Below are 20532 nucleotides of genomic sequence, written 5' to 3'. Positions count from 1 at the left end.
TTTTAGTTAATCACCTGATCGAGCGGTCCTTCCCGGACGCTTAACACCAGTTGTTTCTGTTGAATAAGAAGCTTCAATTATAGCAGTTGGATCTACAGAGAGAACGAGATCTTTCATTTTCGGATAAATGAAACGGTTTGTAATACAATAAATGATTCTCTTATGCTCTCCTAAAAAACCACCTTCTCCATGTAGATACGTAACGGATAATTGCAATTCTTTCATAAGTAGATCGCCTATTTCTTTATTCTTACCAGAAATAATCATGACGCTCTTTCCTTGATTAATGCCATCTAATATGAAATCAATCATCTTCGTAACAATATAGAAAATTGCTAATGAGAACATCGCTTGTTCGATTGAAAATAAAATGGCCACAAAAATGAAAATAACTGCATTTACAGCAAGTAAAAATGTGCTAATCGGTACCTTAAAGTGTTTGTTCATCCAAACTGCTAACATTTCTGAGCCATCTATTGCTCCGCCCATTTTCACTACAATCCCTACACCAATTCCAAACAGTACGCCACCATAAAGTACAATTAATAGTTCAGAAGTTGTAATCGCTGGAAATGGTTTTAAATAAATCAATCCGAGTGTTGTAACGACATTCGCATACGATGTACGTATAAAAAACTTCTTCCCCATTACTTTTGCAGTAAATAGTAAAATAGGAATATTAAGTCCTAAAAACACGCCATACAGCGGTAATCCTGCAACTTTATTTGCCATAATAGCAATAGCCGTTACCCCACCATCTACTAGTCCATTAGGCGCTAAAATTAGTTCTAGTGAACCCGCTACAATAATGGAACCAATTGTTAATAATACGTATTCAAATACTCTCTTCATTCATTACCCCCAAAACTTATATATTTTCTTAGTATTATTTTAACGTAATCTTACTACTAATACAAAGATATCAGTTTATATACACAGAAGTTCCACCTTTACAGTGATTTTTATGTAATTGATTTAAAGCCTAATAGAAGAAACACACTTACATATTACAATAAGTGTGTTTTAAGCGTTTATTCTGCTATTTGCGAGCAGTAGACTCCCGTTTCAAATTTCAGCTGAAACAAGGAGTCGGCTACCCAAAAACGTCCGATTCGTGTGAGCTAACAATCAGTTGTAGATGAACAAAGTCCAAACTGATTAAAGTTTCACTTTATTTAAGCTTTAAATATAAATTCATTTTCATTTTAAATATTTCATCAACTGCTCTCTCATACCCACCACTATTTCGAAGTGACTTTCCAACTTTACGACTATTTTCCTTAAACGTTACATCATCCATTACTTCCTTTACAGTCTCACGTAACAATTCAGAAGTTAATTCTTTACGATTAAGCCTTATTCCAGCCCCTACTTCAGTCACTCGTTTCGCAACTAAAGGCTGATCTCCTGTTACCGGAATTACAACTAACGGGACACCGTAATATAACGCTTCACTCGAGCTGTTCATACCACCATGTGTCACGAATACATCAGCATGCTGTAATACTTCTAATTGCGGCACATAATTATACAACTTAAAGTTATTCGGAATATTTTCAAATTGACTTATATTCATTTTCTTACCAACAACTAATATGACTTTCGCTTCTACATCTTTAAACGCTTCAAAACATTTTTCATACAGGGCAGGTTGTTCATTAAAAACTGTTCCCATAGAAATAAAAATCACTTTTTCATCTTTTAAATCTTTAATAGGAAAACTGTTCTCTTCTTTTCGAGTAGCAATTGATGGACCGACAAATTTATACGATTCATCAAATACATCCGAATGTGGCTGATATTCTTTTGAAGTGTATACAATCGTAATATCGCCAGGATGATTCATAATATCATACAAACTATTACATTTCATTCCATACTGCTCTTTCCATCTTTCCATTCCCACTACACAAGATTGGTATAATGGATTGGTCTCATCTATTGGGCTCGATTCTTGCTCATCATTAAAAGTAATGTACTGATTAAAAGCAAAGGTTGTACAAGAAGAAACGCTTTGCAACTGTAGAATATTCGCTATAATACGTCCAACCGGAAAATGATTATCGTATATTAAGTAATCGTACTTTTCTCCTTTTGTTTCTTCTACAATTTTAGTAACAATACGTTCTGATGCTTCAATCATATGGGACAGCATCGTCAAAGGACTACCACCCTCATTAACTCGTTCCATAATATTAATTTGCGAAAGAAAATTCTCAAATGATCGAAATTCAGCGCCTGTTGCTTCAACCTTGTTTTTGTAATCTTCAATACAATATGATACAACTGTTTCCCCACGTCGAATTAACTCATTAACAACTGCTATCGTCGGATTAATATGACCTTCTCCAGGGAAATTTATTACGAGTACGTTCGCCATACCATTCTCTCCTTTCGATTCAACACACATTAATTAATACTTAATTATGTTAATTAATTTAAATCTATTATATAGGAATCTATTCTCCTTCTTCCTATCTTTCTCTTCATTTTATTATTGAGAAATATTGTCTAAAGCCTGCACTATTACGAGTACAGAACCTTATAAATAGACACTTCATTCCCCTTTTACTTTTCATATCTCGTATCATACGAACTTTACATTCGAGCATTTTTCACGTTTATCATTCGAAAACATTATTTTGATAATTCATACAAAACTAGAAAAATATAATTTCCATGCTGATTTCTCACTATAAATTTATGTATGCTCTATATTGTCCCCTATCATGATCCACGGGGTACATATTCTGTTATATAATAAATTTATAGAATTTACAGAAAAAATGAGGGGATTTCATGTTACAACAACTATTCACTTCACCTATTCTATCCATCCGAGCTTTACATCCAGGCTATGAAGATCATGCAAGTGACGTTTTTCTCATTCAAACAGCAGATGCAGAAGTTATCGTTCGTTCTTCTAAAATGAATGAAGAGCCAAATAATGATTTTTGGTGGGGATGCAAAAATCTCTTTGGAATTGATCCAAGGAACGTACATCATTTAGAAACGGTACATGCATTGCTGCAAAAACATACAAATCTTCCTATCCCAACAATTTTAGAAAAACATATTTTAGATGGCCGAGAATTCATTGTGGCTGAAAAATTAGTAGGTAATACAGTTCAATCTTTTATTGGGCAACCAGATTCTATTTTATTCAGCCTAGGAAAAGGACTAGCACAAATACATAAGTATACAGCCCATTTCGTAGGAAATCCGTCACGTACACTCCAAGTTCCACTAGCGGAATTCCAGCCACACATTTTAAAAGTGAGTAAAGAACTTGTGAATAGGTTTTATTTCGATAACGAGAGCATATATAACGCATTTCATACTTTTGAGTCACAACTTTCTACCTTACCAATACCAAAGGAATCTACACTCGTCTTAATTGATATGGATCCTACTCAGTTTTTATCAGATGGTCTAACTATTACTGGTTTAGTAGATACAGAAGCTTATGCAGTTGCCCCGCGAGAGTTTGATTTTATCGGATTAGAATATGTACTTTCAGAAAAAGAGGCTCATGCCTTTAAAAGTGGTTACGAAACAATTATGTCTATTCCTCATCTTGAGGAATGTAGACAGCCTTATCGTTATTTGTACCGACTGTTATCTGTTCAAGGTAGTGTGGAATTAAAGAAATGGCTAAGTTACCCATCCTATTTTTAAAAACGATTGCGAGGGATTATGAAATGAACATTGAAAAAAAGAATTCTTTAACAGCAAACGAAATTCAGCAAATGAAAGATTTAGCTCATATTTGCGGACAATACGATCAAATTGATTACTCATCAGATTTACATGTTAACTTTTTAACTGCTCGTAATAAAAAAGAAATCAATAATTTTCTATTTTTTGATGATACCCAATTAATTGGTGCATTAAGTATGTACGACTTTGAAAGACCGACTAAACTGGAGTTAATAGGATTCGTGCACCCAAACTATAGAAAACAACATATAGGCACTACCCTTTTACAAACTGCCATGAACGAAATACAAAAAAGAGACATAGACGAAGCTCTTCTCATCATTAACGGAGATTCCTCATCTGGGAAAGCATTTGCAAATCAAATGAAATTACCTTATCTATACAGCGAGTATAATATGACGTGTAAATCAAATAAAAAACGAGAAACAATGAAGAATACTATTAAACTTTCCATCGCATCTTCAGAATTACTTCCTGATCTCATAGAAATCTCTAGTAAAGCTTTCGGGGATTCTGTAGCAAATACATCCACATGGTTACAAAAAATGATGAAGTCACCTTCTCATCAAGTTTACGTTGCTCTTATGAATGAAAAATCAATTGGAACGATTACAGTTACTCGCCAAGAGCGATCTACTACACTTTCAGGCTTCGCAGTCCATCCTTCTTATCAAGGTAAAGGATATGGTAAAGATATTCTAAGTTATATGGTACATACACTCATTACAGAAGGAGTTTCAACGATTGAATTAGACGTCGAAACGAAAAATAACAATGCTTTACAGTTATATACACATTGTGGCTTTGAAATTATAATGAAGCATAATTATTATGACTTGTTCAAAAAACATCAATAGCCCAATTTTCATTTACGAAAAGTAAAGAAAAAACTGAATCATATCGATTCAGTTTTTTCTTAATATATTTACAACCGCAGTCGTTTCATTATTTTCTTTATAAACACGAGGAATTCTTCTGTCTAACATACATGTAACTTCATAATTAATTGTGCCTAACATATCCGCTACTTCTTCTACAGCAATTTCTTCTTCACCTTGTTTGCCGTAAAATACCACGTCGTCCCCTACTTGTACTGGCATCGCTTTTGTAACGTCCAGCATAAGCTGATCCATACAAACACGACCAATAACCGGCACTCGAACTCCATTAATTAATGCATACCCTTTATTAGATAACTGGCGATTATAGCCATCAGCATAACCAATCGGCACAGTCGCAATCCATTCTTCACCCGTTGTTACATACGTATTTCCATAACTAACACCACGATTTTTCGTCGCATGTTTAACATGAGCTACTTTTGATTTTAATGACAATGCAGGCTGTAAGGAAACGACTGTATGATCCACTTCTTTCGAAGGATACATGCCGTAAACCCCAATACCAACGCGAACCATATTTTGAAATGTATTGCTTAGTTCCATTGACCCTGCACTATTTGAACTATGAATGTACGGTATTTGCATCCCTAATTCATTTGCTGTATTTACAGCTTTCTCAAATAAACTTGTTTGCATATTCGTATACGATTTATCAATTTCATCTGCCGTAGAGTAATGTGTAAACATCCCTACTACCTCTACATACTCCATACGGTTTAATTCTTCTAAAAATGGTTTAACTTCTTCTTCTTGCAAACCGATACGGCTCATTCCTGTATCGATTTTCACTTGAATATGTGCTTTATTTTGAAGACGTTGTGCAATTTCATTTATGCCTTGTAAATCTTCTATTCTATAGACTGTCATCATAACGTCATATTGAATTGCGGATTCCACAGCTGCAACTGATGTATAACCCAATATTAAGATTGGTACAGTGATCCCAGCTTCTCTTAATTCGATTGCTTCATCGACAAATGCAACTGCAAGCTGGTTCACCCCTACTTCAATAGCAGCTTTCGCAACTTCAACTGCCCCATGGCCATACCCATTCGCTTTTACAGCAGCCATCATTGCAATATTTTCATCGTTTACATGTTTTTTAAATTCTTTTACATTATGTTTTACAGCATTTAAGTCAACTTCAACAATTGTATCTCTTCCATATTTCAAACTCATTGGTCTAACTCCTAACTCAATAATTGCATTCCATTCTATTTCACGTTTCATATGACCTTTTACAATATAATACGTTTCACTATGCTAGTCAAACTACTAGAATTTTCGGAATTTTGAGTGTGATATAATACCCTTAAGAATTTATTATATATGGAGATGAGGAGAATTACAATGTTTGTACAATCTGCGTTGCATCAACTAAAAGTTGCTGTTGATACTTCTATCCAAATACTGAATCAATATAATGAAAGTGATTTGAAAATAACACCGATTGAATCAAAGCGGTCATTATTTGAAATGTGTACACATCTTTCCCTTATTTGCCATGCTGATTTACTCATCTTAAATGGTATTTCGGAAAAAAAATTACATACCTTTTATATAGAACAAACACCCGAAACAATTGCTCAAATGCAACAAATGATGATACAAGGGTACGATTTACTTTCTAAAACTTTTTTATCCTATTCCAATGAAGAATTAGCGGAAATTATGACTGCTTATTGGGATATTGCTTATTCTCGATTCGAATGGTTACTTGAAATCGTCGCTCACTTTTATCATCATCGCAGTCAAATTCACATTTTACTAGTTGAGCATGTTAAAGATCCTTGCATTCCTTTATTTGAATGAAAAGAGTGGAAACAAAGCCAATAAAGAGTATGACTCCTAATAAAATAAACGTCTGAGCATAGTCCCCTATTTTCATAAGATAAATAGAAATAATAGGTCCTATACTAGTTCCTAAAAATAAAATGAAAGTATAAATAGAAACTGCTATTCCCCTTGCTCTCCCTCCTAATTGGCCGACAAGAGAAACTAAAGATGGAACCGATATAGCAATACCTATTACGAAGCAGACGCTCATCATTACAAGTAACGGCAGTGTCGAAATAAATCCCATTGAACTTAGACTAAAAATAGCAACTAACAATCCTCCTTGAAGAACTTTCTTTACTTCGAACCTCTTTGTTAAACGACCTGCAAATGGTGATAGTAACATACCAAATAACCCTGCTAGGCGAAAATAAAGAATTTGTTCTGCTGTTAAATTGTAAGTAGAAGAGCTCAAATAATTCCCTAAAACAGTATACATATTAACAAAAGCCATTAATAAAACAAACGCAACCACATAGCTCCATACTAAGCTTTTATGTGTAAAAACTTTCCCCATCTGTTTCATTGGCCCCAAAATATCCGTATAAGCTTGAGACGTTTCCCCTTTCGGAAGAGAATAATGAACCCATACAGCAGTAATGATATAGACAAAGCTAAGAAGAAAGAACACCATATGCCATCCAAAATGCTGACTAACAGCAGTACTTATTACTTGCCCTGCAATTCCAGCTACTAAAAAACCGGTACTAACAAACCCTATCGTTGTAACTTTTTTCTCTACTGGAAACATTTCTACAACGTAAGCTAACGCCACTGGAGAAAATGTAGCTGCTGCTATTCCCTGTAACCCTCGGAGAATAATAAGCCAAAATAAGCTATCCACAAACCCTAAGAAAAAAGAAACAATCGACAGTGCAAGCAATCCAATAAAAATCACTTTTTTTCGCCCATATTTATCAGAGATTGCCCCAAATAACAAACAACCTATAGCAAAACCTACCGAAAATATACTGCCTGTAGCCGCAGATTGCGCTAATGAAACTTTAAAAATGTCTGAAAATAGAGCGATTAAAGGAATCGTCACATATAGGCTGGACATAACTACCATACCTGCCCAACATAACACCGCTGTCATTACTGTATAATTCCTCCCACTATTTACTTCTTTTGATATTTCCATCATAAAATCTCCCCCTTACATTGATTTTCCTCATCGATTGAAAACTTATAAAGTAAATGACTCAAAATAAAATCCCTTCAACACTCACTTAATTCGTTTACGTTAATAAATACATTATCGCCCTTTAAATTAGCTAAACATATAATAAGGTAACCTAATTATATGTTTAAATAAAAAAGTTGACTCTCACAATCAACTTATTTACCTACCTTCGCCTAATTTCATCTGCATAATTACTTGCATTTTATTTAATAGCTTCTCTAACACTTGACGCTCTTCTTGATTAAAGTCATTAACTAACGAAGCGCAAGATGACCAAAAAGTCGGTAAAGAATGTGTAACTAGTTCTTTTCCTTTCGGAGTAATTTTCACCTTTAATCTTCTTCGATCTTCAGAATGATGGAACCTTACGATTAACTCTCGTTTCTCCATCCAATCTAATAAGCCGGTGACAGAAGCACGTGTAATCCCTAATCGACTCGCTATATCCGACGGACTCATGTTCACTTCTTCTCCATTCGATTCCATTTCACGCAAAATAAATAACAATAAAAAATCTAATTTGCTTTCCGAAATACCAAGCGGAGCTAAATCTACGTCAACAGCATCAAGAACATTATCAGACGTCCATAACATTAACAAACCAAGTTTTGCTGCGATTGGATCTGTTTCCGCTGATGCTGTCTTTTTTATTAACTCTGCATATGGATCAATCCCTAAAGGAAGAGCACCTTTTTTTGAATCCATTCATTTTCACTCTCCTTCCCCCTATTTAATTAGCTTACCTAACTACTTTTATATTATACTCATTTCCTTCCTTTTATTGCAAGAGTATTGTTAGAAAAAAATTCTATTATGAAAACAGGATTTTTTTCACTTACTAATTATTTTTTCAAATGATCCTAAACTCTTTTAAAGCAAACGAAATGCCACCTTCACTTGATTTCTTTGTAACGAAATCAGCTTTTGTTTTTAACTCTTCTCCACCATTCCCCATCGCAATTCCTAAACCTACATACTGTAGCATTTCAATATCATTTCCACCATCTCCGAATGCCATTGCTCCTGACTTACAAATATTTAAATGTTCCAATACCTTTTGGATTGCAGTTAGCTTCGATACTTTATTATCTTCCAGCACATTCATAACATAACCATGAAAACGTTCAAACGTAAGCATTGGATATCTTTCAAAAAATTTTTGAGCTTCCATTTCATCAGCATACAGACATATACAATACATCTCTTCTGATAAGTTTCTAACTTTATCAGGATACCGCTCTAAATTTAAAGTTTCGTTTAATGCTCGTATTACACGTTCATCTTTTGAGGCTATACCATTCATAGAAAATTCTTCTGTAAAGTAAGAAACACTATGACCATGTAATTCAGCGAAATTTGAAATATCATGAACAATTTCACTTGAAAGTATCGATTTATGAATAACTTCTTCCTTACACTTTATATGTCCACCATTTGCAGAAATAAATGTGTCTATGCCTAGTTCTTTAAATTGTGAGCATAAACTATATGGTCTCCCTGTTGTAACAACTACGTGAATCCCTTTATCTATTAACCTTCTTATCACTTCTTTTGTACTTTCGTGCATACTTCTATCAATCTCACTTAAAAGCGTACCGTCAACATCGAAAAATACAACTTTATACATAAGTCTCTACATCCCGCCTAAATGATTCGTATCATTAATGAAATGTACCGTTTTTTGTTCACCATCAATTTCAATTAAACTTATTCCCGTATCTCCTATTTTAAAGTAATAATCCATTGAAATTGGCATTTGGAAAAATGCTCGTAATAGACTATTTATTACACCACCGTGTGCAACGATTGCTATCCGATCATATGTATTCTCTGTCACGATTTTAGAAAAGATTCCTTCTATTCTCATTCTAAATTCAATAAATGATTCTCCATTTTCAAAACGGTCATGAAGAAACTTTGGCTCAGGATATTTTTTCGCTTCTTCAAAAGATAAACCGGCTTGCACCCCATTATTAAACTCCATTAATTCCTCTTCTAATTGAATTGGACAACCAATTGCTTCCGCTAATGTTTCACCAGTTTCACGGGCACGTTTTAATGTACTTGCCCAAATGAAATCTGGTGGAAAGTCAGCCTTCACTTTCTGTATAAGTCTTTGTACTTGCTGTCTTCCCTTTTCTGTTAATTCAAAGTCAGCTCTTCCTTCATGTACATTCAGGATGTCCGCTTCGGATTCTCCGTGTCGTATTAATAGTATTTGCATTCGTTCCCCCACTCCCTGATTTAATGTTCAGAAGATTACATTATATCATATTTTTAACTTTTCATAATAAAAAAGGAACGGTCTCCCGTCCCTCACCCATTTACCTTCTCCGCATCATTCCAATAATACTTACTAAGTGCTTCCGTTAATACATCAATTGTGTTATATAATTCATCTAACGTATTATCCACACCACCAACTTCAATTAACATCGCGTTTTTAGATAAATCTTGGTTATAAACGCCGTTTCCATCTTTTTTATACTTCGGAAAAATCCCTCTACTTAATCCGTAATAGTTTTCATCTAAATAACTATTGATTGCTCTTGCAATTTTTTCGTTTTCAGTACGTCCTTCATTTTCCATCCCAATTATAAAATATAATCTTGCATACGATTTCCCGTTAATTACTTTTGTAGTTACTTTCTTGCGCTGATCATCACGGTGTATATCAATTGGAAAAGTAATTTTATTATTTTGTGCTAATGCTTCCTTTACATATCCATGAGATGCTGTATACGATTGATACCATTTCCATTTTTTACTTGCCAGTAAATCACCCATATTCGTTTTATCATGAACTACTGGAATTCCTTGCTCTTCAAGTTGCTCCTTCATACGTTTTCCTAATAAGGACACATTTACATCTGGACTCGATGGATCGGTAGCTCCTGGTAATAAAGGAAAGAAGGATTCCCAACTATGTGTATGGTAAATGTATACTGCATTTTCACCTTTTTTCGTTCCGTTCTTTTTCTGCACCGGATTATTCTTTTCTGCTTCTGTAACTTTATCTTTTGCTACCTCTCGCTCTTTCGTTACTTCTTCAATCGGTACACTAGATTCATTCGGGATATTCGTAAAGTTTGTCCCTTCCCCAGCTACGATAATGTTAGAGTAATACTTTGACATACCAGGTACTTCTTTACCGACAAATGTTCTTAAATCTTTAATTTTCAAATCTGTCGCAATAGAGAACATCAAATTCCCAACAGACTCCCGTTTATTCTGCTTAAAATAATCAAATCCATAATAGTGATTCTCACTTTCTATCATTTGAACAAAACCTTGCATAGACACTTTTCCAAACCATTGATTCGCATAACTTGATTTCATTGTATGTAAAAGCGACGTCAAAATTGACGCGATAATTATTACTATTAGCGCATATAAAAAAAGTAACGAGATTAGTTTTTTCCCATGTATACGAGTTGCATACTTTTTCACTGTATCACCTTCTTTATACATGGATATGTACAAGCCTTTCGTAATATACGCACAAAAAAGAGAAATGGCATCCCATTCCTCTTCCTCACTCTTATTGTTCTTTACCTGTATCATTTGAAGGCAATTTCTTCGCCTGTTTTTCTTTAAAGATTTCTCCGATTGCCCCAAGAGTACCAAGTGTTTCAATTGCATTAGATGGAATAAAGACTTTATTTGCTGGTCCTTTTGCAACCTCAATCAATGATTCAAATGATTTATAAGCAAGTACGCGTTCATCTAAATCTGCTGCACGAAGTAATTCAATTCGGTTTTGTTCTGCTTTTGCGATTTCTTCAATTGCTCTTGCTTCCCCTTGCGCTTCTAATTCTTTGGCTTCTTTTAAACCTTCAGCTTCTCGAATACGTGCTTCTTTATCCCCTTCGGCCATCAAGATTTTACTTTGTTTTTCCCCTTCCGCACGAAGAACTTTATCTTGTTTTGCTGCTTCAGCTTCTAAAATAATCGCACGTTTATTACGTTCTGCTTTCATTTGTTTTTCCATCGATGCTTGCACATCTTTTGGCGGGTTAATGTCTACTACTTCAACACGCTCAATACGAACGCCCCATTTTTCTGTTGCTTCATCAAGCGCTAAGCGAATTTCTGTTGAAATTTTTTCACGACCAGATAACGTTTCATCAAGTTCCATTTTACCGATAATTTGACGCATCGTTGCAGAAGTAATGTTACGAACACCATATTCATAGTTTGAGATACCATATGTCGCAAGTTCAGGTTCGACAATTTGATAGAAAATAATTGTATCAATTTCTACTTGTACGTTATCTTTCGTAATTACCTTTTGTGGTGGTACATTCGTTTGTTGAATACGTAAGTCGTGATATACACGAACGCGATCTACAATTGGGATTAATATATTTAATCCTGGGTGCATAATACGCTGAAACTTACCAAATCTTTCAACAACCCCAACTTTTTGCTGAGGAATAATTTTAATTGTTAATGCGATAAATGTAACTACAATTAGCGCGAATACAATTGTTAACGTTAATGCTATCATATTTATTCACTCTCCTTTTTTACTTGTAATATAGTACTATGCCTCTTTATAACAACGACTTTTTCTCCAGTGTCAATCGGAACATCTGCAATAGCTGTCCAAGTATCTCCATCCACCTTCACAATACCGTTCGTTTCATTTGTAATCGCTTGCACAACAATTCCTTTTTTACCGACAAGCATATCTACTGTATCCGTAAAACCTTTTGCTTCTCGAAAGTTTTTTGAAATTCTTTTCGTAAAGAATGTCAATGTTAAACTTACAATCGCACCAACAGTAACTTGTAACAATAGTGCATCCGGAGCAAATAAAGCAATAAGACCTCCGACAACAGCTCCAATTCCAAGCCAAAGCATATAAAACGTTATCGACAACATTTCCGCGATAAATAAAATACCCGCTATAATAAACCAAATCACCCAACCAGCCATATGCAACCCTCACTTTCTTTCTCATTTTCTATATGTATATGAAGAAAAGAATGGTTTATCCACCCTTTCTCATACTTGGGCGTTTACTGCAAGCTATCGTACATATTCGCTGTTACAATAAGTATTAATAAAATACTATATCAATATATTCTTCATTATACATGAAAATTCCTTTCAAAAAATGACAAAAAATTTAATTCTTTTAAAATTATTTTTTTCAGTTTATAATAATTCTAACTCGAATTTGTATTTTTTTGGAAGGTGATATCCTTAATGTGGAATCATTCAATATCATACTATTTAGGATCAAAAATCTGTATTACTCTTGCTGACATCGTTTACATAATGATTATTACAACTCATATCTATATATCAACTAAATCAGCTACTATTACTGCCCTTTTTCCATTATTACAAGTTATCACAAATTTGATCGCAAACATATCTGCACCACTTATAATGAATCGTTTTTCATCTTATTCAGTACTTTTTATATTACAATGGACAAAAACTGCCCTATTCATGTTATTAACGCTATTATTTCCGGTCCTTTCCAAAAACATTGTAACTCTATTAACTTTCATTTTTTTCATTTCTTTATGTAGTGGGTGGAGTGCTCCATTACTATACAGTATTGTTCCACGCCTAACACCAAAAGAAAGATTAGTAAAAGTAAATAGTATCTTTTCCTTTTCATCACAAATTGTACAAGCGGCAGCTTATTCATTTACAAGTATTATCGTTCTGCTCATTGGCGCTACTTCTACATTCATGATTACTATTATTTTAATGATTTTCGGATGTATTGCATTGCATATTTCATTACATTCCATCCATACCGAACGAGTAACAGAGCCTTCTTCTTCAAAAAACACAGCTTTATTTGAAGGCTGGAAACTATTATTTCATCATCCTTCTTTGCGCACAGTTACATTAATGGACTTAATTGAAACTTTCGCAGGGACGATATGGATTGGCGCTATTACGATGGCATATGTAACGACTGTTCTGCATAAAGGAGAAGAATGGTGGGGATATATTAACACAAGTTATTATGTGGGCACGTTAATTGGTGGTCTATTAGCGTGGAAAATAAGTACATATATTCAAAAAAATTTAATACGCTCCATGGCGATAGGATCACTTATATTTAGTATTCTTACATTTTTATATGGTATAACAAGCAGTGGATTTATTGCGCTTTTCCTATGTGTTCTAATGGGACCATGTTATCAAATTAGAGATATTTCTCAAACGACGGTTTTACAATCTAGTGTCGCCCCTTCTCTATTATCGAAAATGTATACAGCACACGGCGCCCTTCTTTCAACAGCTTCTGGTCTTTCTATGCTTAGCGTTGGCATTATTACTGATATGTTCGGTGTTCGTACGATTTATATGATTGCTTCTTTTCTTATTTTATGTTCTGCCTGTTTATCTTTTAGCCTATTAAAATATCATAAGACAGAGCAGAAAGATATTTCACTTTAATCAATAAATCAAAAAGGACAGGAAATTCCTGTCCTTTTGTACATTCTATTCATGACAAGTTGGGAATTTCTCTATGCTTTGTCGCTTGTTCAAAAGCGTACGCTAGTTTAATTAATATTCCTTCACGAAAAGCAGTACTTGCAATCGTAATTCCAAAAGGTCTCCCGTTTTCCATATACCCTGCTGGTATTGCTATAGACGGATAACCTGCTTTCGCACATATAGTAGAGCCTATATAAGACGGAAATAGTATCGCATCAAGATTATATTTTTCCAATGCAAAATCAATACCTTGTTTTTGCGAAAAATATATATCTTCTAATCTTGCATGTAAATATTCTGGATTTCTTAACGTATTAGGATAATCTTTTCTTCCCTCCAACTTAGTTTGTCCATATTTTAAAGCTCTTTCTGCTATGTTTTTATTAAACGCCATTAATTCTGAAATAGAATGTACGGGAATAGTAGAAGGTAATTTTGAAAGATAGTTATCTAAACTATGCTTCAGCTCATAAAGCGGAACTCCCCAGCTCCATTCTCTATGAAAGGAAGGAATATCAATATTTTCTACTACTGTCGCTCCCTCACTACGTAATACTTGGATCGTGTCCTCAAACAAATTTTCATCATACTCACCATTTTCGTAATAATCTTTTGGAGCATTACTATAAACACCAATCTTCGCTCCCTTTAAACCATTAACATCAAGATAAGATGTATAATCTTCATATGCCATACCTTCACTTTTATGAGTAGCTACATCTTTCTCATCCACTCCAGTTAAACTCCCTAGTAAAATAGCGGCATCTGTTACTGTTCTAGCAAATGGTCCCGCTGTATCTTGTGAATAAGTGAACGGAATAATTCCTCTACGACTAATTAGACCGACAGTTGGTTTAATGCCTACTACAGAGCTTTGAACAGCTGGACTCAAAATAGAGGCATCCGTTTCTGTCCCAACAGATAATACTGTAAAATTAGCGGCAACTGCTATTGCGGCCCCTGTACTAGAGCCACCAACAAACATATCATCCGTGCCCGTTCCATATGGATTGATTGTTTGACCACCTCTTGCACTATATCCAGCCCACATTTCAAAAGACATTGCATTTGCTAACTCTGTCATATTCGTTTTACCTATTATCACCGCTCCTTCCTCTCGCAGTTTTGTAACGAGAAATGCATCTTCGCTACTTATATTTTGTTCTAGGGCAATCGTACCTGCACTTGTATGCATGGAATCATTCGTTTCAATATTGTCCTTTAGCAAAACAGGTATACCATGCAATGGTCCCCTTACACCTTTTATCTTCCTTTCATAATCTAACGCTTCTGCAATAAAAATAGCATCCGGGTTTATTTCTAAAATAGAATTAATTTTCGGTCCACCTTGATCATATTGTGCAATTCTATAAAGATAATATATAACTAATTCTTTGGAAGATAACGTCCCTTCTTCCATTGCGGTCTGTATATCATGAATTGTTAATTCTTTTTTTAATACTGGATTAAACTGAATTTCCATTTATATTCTCCTTTATATCCCTTTTAGTTTTTACGAATACTTCTTACTTTTTCATTTTTTCACCTCAGCCTATTCCAAATTAATATCCCTTTAAAAAGTTTCAACTTACTTTTTAATACACCTTTAATTTCCCGAAAAATAAAAAGAGTCTGAAACGATTCATCCTTCGCTTCAAACTCTTTTTATTACTGTGCATATACCACATCTAACAAATGTAAAAACTCTCCCTGTTTTCCTGCTAATTCAGGGCATTTTGCAATATCAATCCATTCGTAGCAAAATACTAAACCTTCATCTTCCTCACCGGCACTTACTATATGTTCCCAAGTATCTTTTACATTCGTTAGTAATGTTACGTGGAAAAAGTGGCGTTTTTGATATTCCTGTTTTTCCTTCACGTGTATGATGTAATCTGCTAGGAAACGCTCTATACATAAATGACGTAATCCAGATTCTTCTTGTACTTCACGTAAAACTGCTGCTTCTAACGTTTCTCCTTCATCAACTGTTCCCCCTGGCACTTGGATACCAGCTTCAGGTATATCACGATGTTTAAAAACAAGTAATTGCTTCATCCCTTCTTTTTCTCTTGTAATATATGCATGTACTTTTTTCTTATATAACATCGTCATTATATTTCTCTCCCCTCAATTGTTCACTCTGTTACTTCTTCAAGCGTCAGTTGATTTTCATATAAATATGTAGCTTGTGGATTTCCCACATACCTTACGTGCCATGGTTCAAACCGATAGCCCGTAATTGATTCTTTTTCTTTTGTATATCGAATCACAAAACCAAATTTATGGGCATTTTCAGAAAGCCACTGCCCCTCTTTCGTCTCCCCAAAAACTGTCTCTAACTGAAATTTAGCAGATTGCGATGTAATATCCATAGCTAGTCCAGTTTGATGTTCACTCGTACCAGGAATCGCGCTAGACATCGCAGTTTTCGCTTCTCCATCTTGTTTTTTATACATCGTATTTAATGCCTTTTGTCGATCAAAAGATCTAAATCCAGAGACTGCAAAAAGGAAAATACGCTCTTTATCAGCTTGTTGAAACATGTCCTCAAGCGCACTAGCTGCCTCTTTCCTCATTTTTTTCTTTTCTTGATCACCTTCACTAGAGTAACGTACTTTCGGAATAACTAAATCTGGCGGTCTATACCCATCTGGTAAACGCCTACTTTTATTCACAAGTACAAGCGTCGAATTTGGATTACTAATTACCGCAATATCCCCATCCATATTCGCAATCGTTTCTTTCGCTTTCGGAAATATGTTATTTACATTCACTTCCTGTGCCTGCTTATCCTTATACATTTTATAATTGATTCCTGCTACTCCAACAATGAGTATCGCCGCTACGATACCAAGTAGTGTCCATCTTTTTTTCATATAACGACCTCTTATTTTAATAATTTGGCCATTTCATACTCATCAATGTTTTGTCCATCGATAATAAGAGCAGCTTTTTTGACACCCTCTTTCTCAAAGCCTTCTTTTCTATATAGTGCCTGAGCTCTTGTATTGTGGGCCATTACCGTTAATTCTAAACGCCATACATCATGTAATCTTGCCCACTTCTCAACCTCTTTAAACAAGCTCGTTCCAATACCACGCCCACTACACTCTTGCAATATACCAATTACAATGGCTGCAACATGTCTCTTTCTTTGTATGTTATTTCCATTCACTAAAATAAATCCTACTATTTTCTCTTCTTCAATCGCTACAAATATTGTTGCTTTTTCATTCTGTATAAATCGATGAATCATTTGCTCTTGTTGCTCAACTGTAGTTTTTCTTTCTCCTGGCTCGTATAACATAAATTTCGTTTCTTCATCTAATTGCTTACTTAATTGCAAAAATGGGGCTGCATCTTCTACTTTGATCTCCCTAATCACTTAAATCACCCTACCTATTTCATTGTGAAAAATTTTCCTTGTAAAAAGATTTTCTCCATTATTGCGAAAATCCCTTTCTAATTCCCCTATTATAAATAGACAAATTTCGATATTACTATAGCAATTATAAATTATGTCTATAATGTGACATCTTATCATCCTCGTTTCATGACAAACAAAAAACGTAAGCTTTACACTTACGTTTTCCCCTAATTGATGTAGGCTGATAACCATTGGCAATGCCCACCACTCATTCAAATTTCACTTTATCCATTCACTTTTTCCGCTTGCCAAAAATATTCACCAAATGCCTTAGCAAGTGCATCAATTGATCGATTTAGTTCTTCCTCTGTATTATCTACCCCGCCAACTTCAATTAATATCGCTTGTCCTGATAGGTCTTGATTGTAAACTCCATTCCCTGTTTGGAATCCTTTTTGAATTACACCACGGCTCATTCCCGGATATTTCTTACTAATCGTCTCGTGTAACGCAGTTGCTAATTGTAAGTTTTTTTCATAGTTTTTGTTACCTTTCCCAATTACAAAAGCAAGCTTAGCATACGATTTATCTCCAATTGTTTTTGTTGTTACATTTTTCCGTGCACTATCACGGTGTAAATCGAAGAAGTATTGTAATTCTTTATTACCAGCCATCGCTTCTTGTACAATTTCCCGTGACATTTTGTAAGAACTATTACTATTTAACCCTTTACTAATTAACCTTTGACCAACGTCAGTCTTATCGTTAGTAGATCCGATTCCTTCGCTTTCTAATTGTTCACGAAATCGGTCGCCGACTATGGAAATATTCGTTACAGAACTTGTCGCTTTATTCGGGTTTGGATCATTCGTTAAGTTCAGTAACGGCAAATAAGATTCCCAGCTATGCGAATGATATATAAATGCAACTTGTCTTTTTCCAGTTGTTTGAGCTGGTTGTTTTTTCTCTTTATTCGTATCAGGCTTTGGCGCTTGTCCACCTTCTCCAGTCCGTTCTTTCACTACTTCTTCAAGAGGAACACTCGACTCTATCGGTAAGTTAGAATAATTTGTTCCCTCACCTGCGATAACGATTTCTGTATCGTACTTACCAAAGCCAGGAAGCTCTTTTCCGACAAAACTACGTACATCGTTAAAACGAATATTCGTAGCCATAGAAAAGAGAAACGAAGAGATTGAAAAATCTTGATTCAAATTTCGATACTCTTGTGTAAAATAATGATTTTCTTTTCCAAGAACATACATGTAGCCATTCATCGATAACTCATTTAACCAATTATATAAATACGTTGACTTTGTCTCTTTCATAGAGGTTACCATCATACTAATAAGAAAAAAAGTCGCTAGTACCGTAGTAATAATAAATAAAACTAACTTACGTACACTTGTAAACTTCACATAAAAAAAGCCTCGATTCATACTATCACCCTCTCTATTTCAAGTTATGTACAAGCTCTAGAGAATAGACCGTTTAAATTCCGGCTATATTGTTAATGAGGTGAAATGAATTGAAGCTATTAATAGGAATATTACCAATCGCTCTATCATTCATTTTTTATTTGTCCGCTAAACATCCAAAAGTCTCTATTGTGTTACATATTTCTGCGTATTTAGCACTGTATGTACTCGGTACAATTATTTCCATTAATATATACGATGTTTTAATACAAGATTTAGTTTTCATGACGAGCATTCATGGAATTTTACTGAATCCATTTTTCCTTATTGCAGGAGCGTATATAGGAACATACACTTTGTACCTACTTTTGTCTCACATTATTATGAAAATAAAAAATGGAGCGTAACGAAATGCAGCCACCGTTCATTTGTCATACATGTAGAAAAAGAATTACACGAAAGAAAGACCTTATTACCACTACACGGTACTTCCATTTTTATTTATTTCACAACAGTTGTTTTAAGCAGCAACAACTTTTCATCCCACGTTTTATCCCTATGAATACACTTTTTTGTTTCTTTCTAATTATATACGGCCTTATTGTTGGTAGCATTCTTATGCTTACGGAGCCGTCTATCATTTGGCTTATTTTTTTGCTTCCTATTTTATATCGATTTCTTTCATATTATTATGTTGAACGTTTTTTCTCTACATAACGAGTGGACTGTCCTCTCGGAATACTTAAACATTCCCACTCATTTTCTTTTAACATTTTACCGATGTAAATAATCTGTCCAATATGCAAAGCATAATGAGAAATTTGCCTTTCAATTGCTTGCAGGACCGTATGTGCTTCACCACGAATGTATACCGTCTTCAATAGATCTTCCGGCATTATAGTATTCATCGTATTAAAAACGTATTCCCATCCTTCTTGCCACGCTGCAAGGGCTTCTTCCTTTGAAGAATAGCCTCCTTCAAATTCACCATCTCGGTCACGATCAACTTTTTCACCATCAGATGCTAAAAAATCCGTCCATCTGGAACGCATATTACCGTGCAAATGTTTCATTATAATCGCTATGCTATTTGTTTCTTCATGAGAAGACCATTGTATTTGTTCGTATGATAATTGAGAAAGTGCCCGTTCTCCTTGCTGTTTTGTTGTTTTGAAATTAGAAATGACACATTGTAAATATTCTCGTCCGATATCCATATTGTCCCCTACCCTCACACTAACTAATTTTCGTTCCATTTGGCAGTTCCATATTAGGCTGAAGCAACACAACATCACCAGCTTCAGGAACTCCTCCTAATACAAGCACTTCCGATTTAAATCCAGCTACACGCTTTGGCGGAAAATTTACAACAGCAACAATTTGCTGACCAATTAAGTCTTCTGGATTATATCTCTTCGTAATTTGAGCACTTGACTGCTTGACCCCAAGCTCCCCAAAATCAATTTCTAGTTTAATCGCTGGTACTCTCGCTTCTTTAAATTCCTCTGCCTGTGTTACTGTTCCAATTCTTACATCAAAAGTTAAAAAATCTTCAAAATTAGCCATTTTATCATTCCTCCCAATTATTACTTAGACAAAATACAAAAATCCCCTTTAAAAAAAGAAAGG

Annotated in this window: 23 protein-coding genes; 6 read left to right on the top strand and 17 right to left on the bottom strand. The window is 34.7% G+C overall.

The annotated features are described in order from the left end of the window. Positions 1 to 6: 6 nt before the first annotated feature. Positions 7 to 852, bottom strand: a complete 846-nt coding sequence (locus JDS92_RS01355; RefSeq protein ID WP_000831972.1) for a YitT family protein — start codon at positions 850 to 852, stop codon at positions 7 to 9. Positions 853 to 1171: 319 nt separating this feature from the next. Continuing rightward, positions 1172 to 2380 (bottom strand): macrolide family glycosyltransferase, encoded by a 1209-nt coding sequence (locus JDS92_RS01350; RefSeq protein ID WP_199631389.1) that lies wholly within the window; start codon positions 2378 to 2380, stop codon positions 1172 to 1174. 419 nt (positions 2381 to 2799) lie between these two features. On the opposite strand from JDS92_RS01350, the gene JDS92_RS01345 reads away from it, so the two are divergent. Together JDS92_RS01345 and JDS92_RS01340 are read left to right on the top strand one after the other, a co-directional pair. After that, on the top strand, positions 2800 to 3678 hold the full coding sequence (locus tag JDS92_RS01345; RefSeq protein WP_087970097.1) for a protein kinase family protein: 879 nt from the start codon (positions 2800 to 2802) through the stop codon (positions 3676 to 3678). A gap of 23 nt (positions 3679 to 3701) precedes the next feature. Further along, positions 3702 to 4577, top strand: coding sequence for a GNAT family N-acetyltransferase (locus JDS92_RS01340; RefSeq protein ID WP_199631388.1), 876 nt, complete (start codon positions 3702 to 3704; stop codon positions 4575 to 4577). A gap of 48 nt (positions 4578 to 4625) precedes the next feature. Here the strand turns inward: JDS92_RS01340 and alr are convergent, their stop codons facing one another. After that, complete coding sequence (gene alr / locus JDS92_RS01335; RefSeq protein ID WP_199631448.1) at positions 4626 to 5801, bottom strand: alanine racemase; 1176 nt, start codon at positions 5799 to 5801, stop codon at positions 4626 to 4628. Positions 5802 to 5972: 171 nt separating this feature from the next. On the opposite strand from alr, the gene JDS92_RS01330 reads away from it, so the two are divergent. Beyond that, a complete protein-coding gene (locus JDS92_RS01330) occupies positions 5973 to 6434 on the top strand; it encodes a DinB family protein (RefSeq protein ID WP_000498011.1) in 462 nt (153 codons plus the stop codon). Here JDS92_RS01330 and JDS92_RS01325 read toward each other — a convergent pair. The 7 genes from JDS92_RS01325 to JDS92_RS01295 form a co-directional block, all read right to left on the bottom strand. Beyond that, positions 6403 to 7599: an MFS transporter gene (locus tag JDS92_RS01325; protein WP_199631447.1), complete on the bottom strand. Its 1197-nt coding sequence runs from the start codon at positions 7597 to 7599 to the stop codon at positions 6403 to 6405. The two genes, JDS92_RS01330 and JDS92_RS01325, sit on opposite strands and share 32 nt — an antisense overlap. Positions 7600 to 7800: 201 nt before the next feature. Beyond that, on the bottom strand, positions 7801 to 8346 hold the full coding sequence (locus JDS92_RS01320) for a MarR family winged helix-turn-helix transcriptional regulator (protein WP_000377478.1): 546 nt from the start codon (positions 8344 to 8346) through the stop codon (positions 7801 to 7803). A 145-nt stretch (positions 8347 to 8491) separates the two neighbouring features. After that, positions 8492 to 9268 carry a Cof-type HAD-IIB family hydrolase gene (locus tag JDS92_RS01315; RefSeq protein WP_087970096.1) on the bottom strand — a complete coding sequence of 259 codons (777 nt, stop codon included), beginning with the start codon at positions 9266 to 9268 and terminating at the stop codon, positions 8492 to 8494. Positions 9269 to 9274: 6 nt separating this feature from the next. Continuing rightward, on the bottom strand, positions 9275 to 9865 hold the full coding sequence (locus JDS92_RS01310) for a histidine phosphatase family protein (RefSeq protein ID WP_087970095.1): 591 nt from the start codon (positions 9863 to 9865) through the stop codon (positions 9275 to 9277). 92 nt (positions 9866 to 9957) lie between these two features. Continuing rightward, positions 9958 to 11205, bottom strand: a complete 1248-nt coding sequence (gene spoIIP / locus JDS92_RS01305; protein ID WP_306472800.1) for a stage II sporulation protein P — start codon at positions 11203 to 11205, stop codon at positions 9958 to 9960. Continuing rightward, on the bottom strand, positions 11183 to 12151 hold the full coding sequence (locus tag JDS92_RS01300) for an SPFH domain-containing protein (protein WP_199631387.1): 969 nt from the start codon (positions 12149 to 12151) through the stop codon (positions 11183 to 11185). The genes spoIIP (JDS92_RS01305) and JDS92_RS01300 overlap by 23 nt, the downstream gene beginning before the upstream one ends. A 2-nt stretch (positions 12152 to 12153) precedes the next feature. Next, positions 12154 to 12582, bottom strand: coding sequence for an NfeD family protein (locus tag JDS92_RS01295; RefSeq protein ID WP_000929499.1), 429 nt, complete (start codon positions 12580 to 12582; stop codon positions 12154 to 12156). A gap of 273 nt (positions 12583 to 12855) precedes the next feature. On the opposite strand from JDS92_RS01295, the gene JDS92_RS01290 reads away from it, so the two are divergent. Then, a complete protein-coding gene (locus JDS92_RS01290) occupies positions 12856 to 14073 on the top strand; it encodes an MFS transporter (RefSeq protein WP_199631386.1) in 1218 nt (405 codons plus the stop codon). 49 nt (positions 14074 to 14122) lie between these two features. On the opposite strand, the gene JDS92_RS01285 is transcribed toward JDS92_RS01290, so the two are convergent. The 5 genes from JDS92_RS01285 to spoIIP (JDS92_RS01265) all read right to left on the bottom strand — a co-directional run bounded on the left by JDS92_RS01285 (position 14123) and on the right by spoIIP (JDS92_RS01265) (position 18924). Beyond that, complete coding sequence (locus JDS92_RS01285; protein ID WP_199631385.1) at positions 14123 to 15598, bottom strand: amidase family protein; 1476 nt, start codon at positions 15596 to 15598, stop codon at positions 14123 to 14125. Positions 15599 to 15783: 185 nt separating this feature from the next. After that, entirely contained in the window at positions 15784 to 16230 is a 447-nt protein-coding gene (locus JDS92_RS01280) for an NUDIX hydrolase (protein ID WP_097854932.1), read from the bottom strand. A gap of 23 nt (positions 16231 to 16253) precedes the next feature. Further along, positions 16254 to 16994 (bottom strand): M15 family metallopeptidase, encoded by a 741-nt coding sequence (locus JDS92_RS01275; RefSeq protein ID WP_016091007.1) that lies wholly within the window; start codon positions 16992 to 16994, stop codon positions 16254 to 16256. 11 nt (positions 16995 to 17005) lie between these two features. Further along, complete coding sequence (locus JDS92_RS01270) at positions 17006 to 17503, bottom strand: GNAT family N-acetyltransferase (protein ID WP_199631384.1); 498 nt, start codon at positions 17501 to 17503, stop codon at positions 17006 to 17008. A 266-nt stretch (positions 17504 to 17769) separates the two neighbouring features. Beyond that, complete coding sequence (spoIIP, locus tag JDS92_RS01265; RefSeq protein ID WP_001079305.1) at positions 17770 to 18924, bottom strand: stage II sporulation protein SpoIIP; 1155 nt, start codon at positions 18922 to 18924, stop codon at positions 17770 to 17772. Positions 18925 to 19013: 89 nt separating this feature from the next. On the opposite strand from spoIIP (JDS92_RS01265), the gene JDS92_RS01260 reads away from it, so the two are divergent. Both JDS92_RS01260 and JDS92_RS01255 read left to right on the top strand, forming a co-directional pair. After that, entirely contained in the window at positions 19014 to 19310 is a 297-nt protein-coding gene (locus tag JDS92_RS01260) for a hypothetical protein (protein WP_000770731.1), read from the top strand. A gap of 4 nt (positions 19311 to 19314) precedes the next feature. Further along, positions 19315 to 19620: a hypothetical protein gene (locus tag JDS92_RS01255; RefSeq protein ID WP_044810160.1), complete on the top strand. Its 306-nt coding sequence runs from the start codon at positions 19315 to 19317 to the stop codon at positions 19618 to 19620. On the opposite strand, the gene JDS92_RS01250 is transcribed toward JDS92_RS01255, so the two are convergent. Next, positions 19593 to 20159 carry a DUF1572 domain-containing protein gene (locus tag JDS92_RS01250; protein WP_199631383.1) on the bottom strand — a complete coding sequence of 189 codons (567 nt, stop codon included), beginning with the start codon at positions 20157 to 20159 and terminating at the stop codon, positions 19593 to 19595. The genes JDS92_RS01255 and JDS92_RS01250 overlap by 28 nt on opposite strands. Further along, positions 20140 to 20469, bottom strand: a complete 330-nt coding sequence (csaA, locus tag JDS92_RS01245; RefSeq protein WP_001263027.1) for a chaperone CsaA — start codon at positions 20467 to 20469, stop codon at positions 20140 to 20142. The genes JDS92_RS01250 and csaA overlap by 20 nt, the downstream gene beginning before the upstream one ends. Between the last annotated feature and the right edge of the window lie 63 nt (positions 20470 to 20532).

Origin of the sequence: Bacillus cereus group sp. N12 (assembly GCF_016483575.1) — a bacterium.
GTDB classification, from domain to species: Bacteria; Bacillota; Bacilli; order Bacillales; family Bacillaceae_G; genus Bacillus_A; species Bacillus_A toyonensis.
This window is presented reverse-complemented; position numbering and strand designations above follow the sequence as displayed.

What these genes read in the sequence shown, in the direction of transcription:
- JDS92_RS01355 (WP_000831972.1), bottom strand. Translation starts at nt 852, where the DNA reads ATGAAGAGAGTATTTGAATACGTATTATTAACAATTGGTTCCATTATT.
- JDS92_RS01350 (WP_199631389.1), bottom strand. Translation starts at nt 2,380, where the DNA reads ATGGCGAACGTACTCGTAATAAATTTCCCTGGAGAAGGTCATATTAAT.
- JDS92_RS01345 (WP_087970097.1), top strand. Translation starts at nt 2,800, where the DNA reads ATGTTACAACAACTATTCACTTCACCTATTCTATCCATCCGAGCTTTA.
- JDS92_RS01340 (WP_199631388.1), top strand. Translation starts at nt 3,702, where the DNA reads ATGAACATTGAAAAAAAGAATTCTTTAACAGCAAACGAAATTCAGCAA.
- alr (WP_199631448.1), bottom strand. Translation starts at nt 5,801, where the DNA reads ATGAGTTTGAAATATGGAAGAGATACAATTGTTGAAGTTGACTTAAAT.
- JDS92_RS01330 (WP_000498011.1), top strand. Translation starts at nt 5,973, where the DNA reads ATGTTTGTACAATCTGCGTTGCATCAACTAAAAGTTGCTGTTGATACT.
- JDS92_RS01325 (WP_199631447.1), bottom strand. Translation starts at nt 7,599, where the DNA reads ATGGAAATATCAAAAGAAGTAAATAGTGGGAGGAATTATACAGTAATG.
- JDS92_RS01320 (WP_000377478.1), bottom strand. Translation starts at nt 8,346, where the DNA reads ATGGATTCAAAAAAAGGTGCTCTTCCTTTAGGGATTGATCCATATGCA.
- JDS92_RS01315 (WP_087970096.1), bottom strand. Translation starts at nt 9,268, where the DNA reads ATGTATAAAGTTGTATTTTTCGATGTTGACGGTACGCTTTTAAGTGAG.
- JDS92_RS01310 (WP_087970095.1), bottom strand. Translation starts at nt 9,865, where the DNA reads ATGCAAATACTATTAATACGACACGGAGAATCCGAAGCGGACATCCTG.
- spoIIP (WP_306472800.1), bottom strand. Translation starts at nt 11,205, where the DNA reads ATGATACAGGTAAAGAACAATAAGAGTGAGGAAGAGGAATGGGATGCC.
- JDS92_RS01300 (WP_199631387.1), bottom strand. Translation starts at nt 12,151, where the DNA reads ATGATAGCATTAACGTTAACAATTGTATTCGCGCTAATTGTAGTTACA.
- JDS92_RS01295 (WP_000929499.1), bottom strand. Translation starts at nt 12,582, where the DNA reads ATGGCTGGTTGGGTGATTTGGTTTATTATAGCGGGTATTTTATTTATC.
- JDS92_RS01290 (WP_199631386.1), top strand. Translation starts at nt 12,856, where the DNA reads ATGTGGAATCATTCAATATCATACTATTTAGGATCAAAAATCTGTATT.
- JDS92_RS01285 (WP_199631385.1), bottom strand. Translation starts at nt 15,598, where the DNA reads ATGGAAATTCAGTTTAATCCAGTATTAAAAAAAGAATTAACAATTCAT.
- JDS92_RS01280 (WP_097854932.1), bottom strand. Translation starts at nt 16,230, where the DNA reads ATGACGATGTTATATAAGAAAAAAGTACATGCATATATTACAAGAGAA.
- JDS92_RS01275 (WP_016091007.1), bottom strand. Translation starts at nt 16,994, where the DNA reads ATGAAAAAAAGATGGACACTACTTGGTATCGTAGCGGCGATACTCATT.
- spoIIP (WP_001079305.1), bottom strand. Translation starts at nt 18,924, where the DNA reads ATGAATCGAGGCTTTTTTTATGTGAAGTTTACAAGTGTACGTAAGTTA.
- JDS92_RS01255 (WP_044810160.1), top strand. Translation starts at nt 19,315, where the DNA reads ATGCAGCCACCGTTCATTTGTCATACATGTAGAAAAAGAATTACACGA.
- JDS92_RS01250 (WP_199631383.1), bottom strand. Translation starts at nt 20,159, where the DNA reads ATGGAACGAAAATTAGTTAGTGTGAGGGTAGGGGACAATATGGATATC.
- csaA (WP_001263027.1), bottom strand. Translation starts at nt 20,469, where the DNA reads ATGGCTAATTTTGAAGATTTTTTAACTTTTGATGTAAGAATTGGAACA.